The sequence below is a fragment of the Bartonella sp. AD328YNZD genome (assembly GCF_042196425.1).
Genome location: NZ_JBHIQG010000268.1, coordinates 1 through 3,279, shown reverse-complemented (window position 1 = coordinate 3,279; position 3,279 = coordinate 1). Strand labels below are relative to the sequence as shown.

Genomic DNA, 3,279 nt, shown 5'->3' with positions numbered 1-3,279 from the left:
TTGGGTAAAAATTTCGAGTTGTTAACTTGTTCGTGTGAAAATAAATTGGGTAAGGCAACATAAATGCTGCTTAAAAGGATAAAGCAATAAAGGGTAGTTAACCAACCAGGTGTACGCATGATATATTCCGCTAATAGGCAATCTAACAGTTATTCAAAGTTAAAAGCACAAATAAAATAAGGTAATCTTTTTATAATTCAAGGAAGAAGATTAGGTGTGTTCATTGGGAGGAGCGCGTTTATTTGAGAAATATTGTGTTTGAAAGTTACAAGGTTGTGTGACAATAGCTGGAATCTTTATTAAAAAGAAATCCAGTGTTAGGATTGTTTGAAAGGTCCTGATAAAAATAGATTCTGTATGGAGTGGTGCAGTTTTTTTGTTTTCAGTTGTTGTAACATTTAATTGATCACACTTATTTTGTAAATCAAACTTATTCATTTTAATAATATTATTGGTGTGTGATTGTTTGATTAAGTAAGCACGCATTCCTAGGTTATCTGTCAAGAATACACCCAAACTGGATAGAAAAATCCAAGTTATCAAAGGAAGAAAATTTTCTTTTTTGTAATATAGGTACAAAAAAAGCATGCTAGAGTGCCTTCTTTAATCTTATTGAGTTTAACTTACTATTTCCTTTTCTCTTATTATCAGTATTATGGGATAAGGAAAAGCTTTTATAAGATTATTCTACAAAAGTTGAAAATATCTTCCTTGTACTATATCTAAGAAGAAGATAAAATCCTTTTTGTGCATCTAAGGTATATATGTATTCGTTTTGTAAAAAAAATATCCACAAACTTTTCCTTCTTTTAGCGATTATCGTTGCTTTAAATTCTGGTGCATGGGGAAATAGGGAGGACCAAAATACAATTGTCGAACAAACAATAGCTTCTTATTCAGTTGATGAAATTATTCAACAGCAACAATTGATTATTAAGACTCTTGAAGAAGATACTAAAGCTTTAAAAAGAGACTTTGACAGAAAATCAGAAGATGAACGTGCTTTGGAAGAACTGCGATTACGGGCCCAAGATATCAGTAAGCGTGCTATTGAGGCAGCATTTGTTTTGCGTTCTCCTCTTAATGAAATTAATGCACTTCTTGATCAATTAACCGAGCTCTATCATGACGTAAAAAAACTGAACAGTTCAGTGAAAGAATACTCTTACTTGATAGAGCAAAAAGCTAAAATTAATAGTATCATGCTTCAATTTGAAGCGGTTTTTTTGGCGACGAATAGAATAGCTGAACTTTCTATCTCTCAATCTCGCGAGCTTTTTAAACATACACTTACCTACAGGCTTGAGTTTTCGATCCCGATGGTTAAGCATCTTGTCCAAAAAACAAAAGAGGCTTCATCAGATTTTTTGTTGTTGTTAGATTCTTGGTTTAATTTTATATTTTATTTCAAGTTATTAGAACTATTTCTTTCCTTTTTAATTCCACTTTTTATTACGTTTGGTCTCTCATATTTTTGTCATAAAGTTCTTGTTCATGTGTATTGCCACTTTACGAAGTCTAATGAGGAAATATCGTATTTACAGCGCTTATTAATCGCCTTTATTTCAGTTCTCTTACCTTCACTTATCTGTATTCTTTGTGTTTATCTTGTGTTGTTTTTATTTCGTAGTTTTAACTTAGATCCAGGTAAGCTTACAACAGTTTTTGATATGATTGGTTGTCAAATTATTTTAGTGTTTTTAATCAATCGATTAGCGGTTGTTCTTTTCTCGTCGAATAGGCCCCATGTGCGTCTTCTCAATATTGCACCATCGTCTGCTTTTCAATTGGTGATTTTGCTCACTTCTTTAGGAGGTGTTTTGGCATTTGATGCTGTTCTTGATAGTATTTATCAAATCATTTCAGCTCCTCTATCTTTGACAATTGCTAAAAGTTTTATTGCTGTTTTTCTTGTAGCGATATTACTGTTTATAATATCATTTGTACCTGTGCAGTTTAGACGTAGGAATTTTCAAGGAGAAAAAAAAGAACCGTATTTTTGGCCATTTTATATACGCATTCCTCTTATTGGTTTGGGATTATTGCTGCTTGTGTTGAATTTTTTAGGTTATGTTGGTCTCGCACGTTTTATTATGCAGCAGATTATGATTGGTGGAGTATTTTTAGTTCTCATGTATTTAGGAATACAAAGCGCTCAAGCACTTGGAACTAAAGGTCAATTTATGAAAACAACAGTTGGTCATCTTTTGATGCAGAGGTTTCATTTAGAAGAAAAAACGATGAACCAATTGGGAATTGTTGTGAGCGTTTTTCTCAATTTGTTTGTTGTGGTATTTTGTGCAATGCCCATTGCTGTACGGTTTGGATTTTCCTATTCTGATTTGAAAGTAGTGTTGTGGCAATTGGTTACTGGTTTTCAAATTGGAAATATTACTCTTTCTTTGGTTTCTCTTGTAACAGGAATTATTTCTTTTTGTGTCTGCTGGTTTCTTATTCGCCGATTTATTGGTTGGTTAGATAATGTGGTGTTGGATCATGGAGAATTTGATTCTGGTGTACGTAATTCTATCAAAACAGTTATAAGTTATGGTGGCGTTGTGGTGTCTGCTTTGATAGGATTGTCAATGGCAGGTTTGGATCTTAGAAATTTTGCTCTTATTGCTGGAGGACTTTCACTTGGTATCGGTTTTGGTTTGCAGAATATTGTCCAAAACTTTGTCTCTGGACTTATTATTTTAGTTGGAAGACCATTTAAAATAGGAGACTATATAGAATCTGGATCAGTAGGTGGTGTTGTTAAGCGTATTAGTGTGCGTGCAACGGAGCTTGAGACAATTCAGCGTAAGACGATTATTATTCCCAATTCAAGCCTTATTAATAATAATGTGAGTAATTGGACTAGACGTAATAAAGTAGGACGAATTGATATTCCAGTTACTGTATCATCTAAGGTTGCACCAGAGCATGTTGCTGAAATTTTATTAGAGATTGCTTCTGCGACAGAAGGAGTTTTAAAAAATCCTATCCCACAGGTGAGTTTTACTGCATTTGATTGTAAGCATTTTTCCTTTAATTTGGCTATTTATGTGCCTAATATTACCTCATCTTCTCATATAACCAATGCTCTTCGATTTGACTTATATAAGCGTTTTGCTGAGGAAGGAATCTTAGAATGCTGAAATGTATTTATGCTTTTATTACCGTTATTTTGTTGAATATTTTTACCATAACAGCTTTTTCCGCAACAGTGAAAAATACTGATTTAAAGATACACTCTCTCATTATTGTTGAAGGAAGTGTACCTTTAAAAATTTCTTT

The 3,279-nt window shown here is 33.0% G+C and carries 2 protein-coding genes; one reads left to right on the top strand and one right to left on the bottom strand.

Annotated elements, in window-relative coordinates; all coding sequences use genetic code 11:
• Window positions 1-210: 210 nt before the first annotated feature.
• Window positions 211-588 (bottom strand): hypothetical protein, encoded by a 378-nt coding sequence (locus ACFIO3_RS10405; protein WP_375608269.1) that lies wholly within the window; start codon window positions 586-588, stop codon window positions 211-213.
• Between the two features lie 176 nt (window positions 589-764).
• Here ACFIO3_RS10405 and ACFIO3_RS10400 point away from each other — a divergent pair, with 176 nt between their 5' ends.
• Complete coding sequence (locus tag ACFIO3_RS10400; RefSeq protein WP_375608270.1) at window positions 765-3,140, top strand: mechanosensitive ion channel family protein; 2,376 nt, start codon at window positions 765-767, stop codon at window positions 3,138-3,140.
• Window positions 3,141-3,279: the final 139 nt, after the last annotated feature.

Coding starts and splice junctions, on each gene's coding strand:
- ACFIO3_RS10405 (WP_375608269.1), bottom strand. CDS start 588: ATGCTTTTTTTGTACCTATATTACAAAAAAGAAAATTTTCTTCCTTTG.
- ACFIO3_RS10400 (WP_375608270.1), top strand. CDS start 765: ATGTATTCGTTTTGTAAAAAAAATATCCACAAACTTTTCCTTCTTTTA.